This window comes from Streptomyces sp. NPDC029216, from assembly GCF_040648015.1.
Lineage (GTDB): Bacteria > Actinomycetota > Actinomycetes > Streptomycetales > Streptomycetaceae > Streptomyces.
Window position 1 is genome coordinate 1 of sequence record NZ_JBEZWL010000272.1, and the last position, 4232, is coordinate 4232.

Sequence of the window (4232 nt, forward strand, 5' to 3'; positions counted from 1 at the left end):
GCCTTGGGCCGGGCGGCCCGGTGGGCGGCGGCGTCGTAGCCGCCCGCGTGCTCCCGGGCGGCGCGGTCCGCCGCGTCGAAGCCGGCCGGGGAGCCGGGCTGCGGGACCCCGTCGACGAGGTGGGCGAGGGAGCCCGAGTACAGCGCGGCCAGGGCGGCGCGCAGCCGGGGCGCGATCCGGGCGGGCAGCTGCCGGACGGCCTCCTCGGGAGCGAGCCAGTGGGCCTCGGTGACCTCGCCGTCGGGGAAGGACAGCGCCCCGGCCCGCTCGGCGGAGAGCGGTCCGACGAGGTACACGTGCACCACGAGCGAGCGCCCGAGCGTGCCGGGCGCGCAGGAGTCCACGGCCAGCAGCCGGCCGACCGGCACGGCCAGGTCCAGCTCCTCCACCAGCTCCCGCGCGAGCCCTTCCTCCGGCGTCTCGGTGTCCTCCACCGTCCCGCCGGGCAGTTCGAGGCCGTCCTTGTAGGAAGGCGTCAGTACGAGGACCCGCCCGCCCGGGTCCAGGACGATCCCGGTCGCGGCGACGAGCGGGGACGGCTGGGCGGCGTAATAGGCGCGCAGGGCCTCGGGCGACGGGCGCACGGGCGACGGCTGCGCCTGCTGCTCGCGCGTCGGACGGTCGGGCACGATGGCGGCTCCAGCGGGTCGGCCGGCGGGCCGGACCGCCCGCCGGCCCGGCGGACGGGCGTACCGGAATCCCTACCACGCCGAGCCCCCACCCCCACCCGTCGCGGCCGCACCATCAACCCCCCGACTCCGCCCGCGCGTCTCCGGGCACCCCCGGCCCCGGCACCCCCGGTTCAGGCCCCGGCCAGCAGCATGCCGCCCATCGTGACCATCGTCGCGGCCACCAGACCGTCCAGGACCCGCCACGCGCCCGGCTTCGCGAGGAGGCCGCTGAGCAGGCGGGCCCCGTAGCCGAGGGTGGAGAACCAGGTCAGGCTGGCCAGTACGGCCCCGATTCCGAAGGCCCAGCGCAGGTCGCCCCGGTCGGCGGCCAGTGAACCCACCAGCAGGACCGTGTCCAGGTAGACGTGCGGGTTGAGCCAGGTCATGGCCAGGCAGGTCAGCACGGCCGCCCGAGCAGAACCGGTGGCCGCGCCCTCGGTGCTGAGGGCCGCGCCCGGAGCGGGCCGCAGCACCCGGCGCGCGGCGAGGATCCCGTAACAGACGAGGAAGCCGCCCCCGGCGAGGGCGACGGCCGTCAGCGCGGCCGGCCAGGCCGTGACGAACGCGCCGACCCCGGCCACGCCCAGGGCGATGAGGACCGCGTCGGAGAGGGCGCAGATGGCGACCACCCACAGGACGGCGTGCCGGCGCGCGCCCTGCCGGAGCACGAAGGCGTTCTGCGCGCCGATGGCGACGATGAGGGACAGGCCGGTGCCGAAGCCCGCCAGGAGCGCTGTGGTGATGCCGTTGTTCATGCCCTCGACCCTAGGCAGCGCGCGGTGCTCAGTACAGCTAAAGATTTTTACGTACCATTAGTGCTCGTGATGGACGAGCTTCCCCTGGAACAGGTGCGGACCCTCCTCGCCGTCGTCGACGAGGGCACCTTCGACGCCGCCGCGGCCGCCCTGCACGTGACGCCCTCCGCCGTGAGCCAGCGCGTGAAGGCCCTGGAGCAGCGGACCGGCCGGGTCCTGCTGATGCGCACCAAGCCCGTACGGCCCACGGAGTCCGGCGAGGTGGTGCTGCGCTTCGCCCGGCAGCTGGCCCGGCTGGAGCGGGACGCCCGGGCCGGGCTGGGGATGGGGACGGCCGACGGACAGGGGCCGGTGCGGCTGCCGATGGCGGTCAACGCGGACTCGCTGGCCACCTGGTTCCTGCCCGTACTGAGCCGGGTCCCGCAGGATCCGCCCGTCTGCTTCGAGCTGTACCGCGAGGACGAGTCCCACACCACCGCGCTGCTGCGCGAAGGCCAGGTGATGGCGGCCGTCACCTCCTCGCCGGACCCGGTGGCGGGGTGCACCGTACGGGCGCTCGGGCTGGCGCGCTACCTGCCGGTGGCGAGCCCCGGCTTCGCCGCCCGCCACTTCACCGGGGACCTGGCGGCGGACCTGCGGGAGGCGCCGACGATCGTCTTCGACCGCCGCGACGACCTCCAGGACGCCTTCGTCCGCACGCTGACCGGGGACGGTACGGGCGCCTCGGCCGCCCGCCACCAGGTGCCCACCTCCGAGGGGTTCCGCGACGCGGTGGCCGCCGGGCTCGGCTGGGGGCTGGTGCCCGAACCGCAGGCGCAGCCCCTGCTGCGCGCCGGGGCGCTCGTACGGCTCGCGCCGGGGCGGACGCTCGACGTACCGCTGTACTGGCAGCAGTGGAAGCTGGACTCGCCCGCGCTCGCGGTGGTCGCCCGGCTGGTCGCCGAGACGGCGCGCGAGGCGCTCCTGCCGCCGGGGAAGCCCGGATCCGGCGGGCCCGCCGCGGGGGACCGCTCGCGCTGACCGGCCGACGGCCCCGGGATGAGGCCGGGCCGGGGCCGTCGTCTACTGGAGGGGACGGGCGTACGCCGACCGACTGCCGGGGAGCACCGGGATGAGGAAGATCACCGCAGAGCTGTTCATATCGCTCGACGGAGTCGTGGAGGCGCCCGACCAGTGGCACTTCCCCTACTTCAACGACGAGATGGGCGCGGCCGTCGACGCGGTCATCGGCGCCGCCGACACCCTCCTGCTCGGCCGCAGGACCTACGACAGCTTCGCCGGGGCCTGGCCGGAACGGGAGGCCGCCGGCGGTGAGGACGCCGCCTTCGCCAAGCGGCTCGGCGACGTACGGAAGATCGTCGTGTCACACGGCACGCCGGACCTGGGCTGGCGCAACGCCGAGCTGCTCCGCGGCGACCTCCTCGAAGGGGTCAGGGCGCTGAAGGGCGAACCGGACGACGGGCCCGTCGCGATCAGCGGCTCCGTCTCCGTCGTCCGCCGGCTGCTGGCGGCGGGCGAACTGGACCTGCTCCACCTGCTGGTGCACCCCCTGGCCGTCGGCCGCGGCATGCGGCTGTTCGAGGAGGGCGTGCCCCCGATCCCGCTGCGGCTGGTCTCCGGCGAGACCTTCGAGACGGGTGTGCTCAACCTCTTCTACGCCCCCGCCGCGCCGCCCGGCAGCGCCACCTACGAGGACGCCAAGTCCCACCTGCCGCAGTCGGACGGGGGCTGACGACGGCCGGCGCCGGCTGGACCGGTGGCGCCGACCGGGTGAACCCCTGACGTGATCATGCCTCTACGCTTGGGCCCCGGCAGGCCGTCGGAGGACGGCCGGTGAGGGAACGGAGCGTGTGGTGCCGGTGCCATCGGAGCAGGCGAACGACGGAGACCTGATCGGCAGGGTGCTCGGGGGGCGCTACCGGGTGACCGCGGTGGTCGGCCGTGGCGGCATGGGCGTCGTGGCCCGGGCGGTCGACGAGCTCCTCGGCCGGGAGGTCGCCGTCAAGCTGCTGCGGGCCTACACCGACGCCAGCCCCGCCGAACTCGCCGACCTGCGGACCCGGATGCAGCGCGAGGCGCAGGCCGCCGCGCGCATCCGGCACGCCGGGGTGGTCACCGTGCACGACGTGACGGAGGAACAGGGGCTCCCCGTCATCGTGATGGAACTCGTCGACGGGCCCTCGCTCGACGCGGTCGTCGAGCGGCAGGGCGCGCTCGACCCGCACGAGGCCGCCGCGATCGGCGCGAAGCTGATGGACGCCCTCGACGCCGCCCACCGGGCCGGCATCCTGCACCGGGACGTCAAGCCGGGCAACGTACTGCTGGAGCGGGGCGGCCGGGTCGTCCTCACCGACTTCGGCATCGCCAGCATGCAGGCCCCCGACGACGAGGAACTGGCGAAGCTGACCCGCAGCGGCGAGATCATCGGCTCGCTCGACTACCTGCCGCCGGAGCGCGCCCAGGGCCGGGAGCCGGGTCCCGCCTCGGACATCTGGTCGCTCGGGATGACCCTGTACGCGGCGGTGGAGGGCGTCTCGCCGTTCCGGCGCACCTCGGTGTGGTCGACGCTGTCCGCGATCGTCGCCGAACCGCTGCCGGCCCCGCGGCGGGCGGGCCCGCTCGGGCCGGTGCTGCAGGCACTGATGGCGAAGGAACCGGAGGCCCGTCCGAGCGCGGACCAGGCACGGGCGATGCTGGAGGCGGTGGCGGCCGGCGCGGGTACCGCCGGGGCTGCCGGGGCCGCTGGGGCGGTCGCCGGTGCCGGGGCTGCGGGGGCGCCCGGGGCCGGGGCTGCCGGGGTGCCCGG

The 4232-nt window shown here is 75.7% G+C and carries 5 protein-coding genes; 3 read left to right on the top strand and 2 right to left on the bottom strand.

Annotation, left to right across the window (positions count from 1 at the left end):
* Both AB0F18_RS38680 and AB0F18_RS38685 read right to left on the bottom strand, forming a co-directional pair.
* The coding region (locus tag AB0F18_RS38680; protein ID WP_362070082.1) for an NUDIX hydrolase at positions 1–629 on the bottom strand (629 nt) is incomplete at its 3' end.
* 173 nt (positions 630–802) lie between these two features.
* A complete protein-coding gene (locus tag AB0F18_RS38685; RefSeq protein ID WP_362070084.1) occupies positions 803–1426 on the bottom strand; it encodes a LysE/ArgO family amino acid transporter in 624 nt (207 codons plus the stop codon).
* 69 nt (positions 1427–1495) lie between these two features.
* Here AB0F18_RS38685 and AB0F18_RS38690 point away from each other — a divergent pair, with 69 nt between their 5' ends.
* From AB0F18_RS38690 to AB0F18_RS38700, 3 genes are all read left to right on the top strand, one after another.
* A complete protein-coding gene (locus AB0F18_RS38690; RefSeq protein WP_362070090.1) occupies positions 1496–2446 on the top strand; it encodes a LysR family transcriptional regulator ArgP in 951 nt (316 codons plus the stop codon).
* 91 nt (positions 2447–2537) lie between these two features.
* Positions 2538–3158: a dihydrofolate reductase family protein gene (locus tag AB0F18_RS38695; RefSeq protein WP_362070087.1), complete on the top strand. Its 621-nt coding sequence runs from the start codon at positions 2538–2540 to the stop codon at positions 3156–3158.
* 127 nt (positions 3159–3285) lie between these two features.
* Positions 3286–4232, top strand: a 947-nt coding sequence (locus tag AB0F18_RS38700; RefSeq protein ID WP_362070092.1) for a serine/threonine-protein kinase, incomplete at its 3' end; no start/stop codon positions are given.

Coding starts and splice junctions, on each gene's coding strand:
- AB0F18_RS38685 (WP_362070084.1), bottom strand. CDS start 1,426: ATGAACAACGGCATCACCACAGCGCTCCTGGCGGGCTTCGGCACCGGC.
- AB0F18_RS38690 (WP_362070090.1), top strand. CDS start 1,496: ATGGACGAGCTTCCCCTGGAACAGGTGCGGACCCTCCTCGCCGTCGTC.
- AB0F18_RS38695 (WP_362070087.1), top strand. CDS start 2,538: ATGAGGAAGATCACCGCAGAGCTGTTCATATCGCTCGACGGAGTCGTG.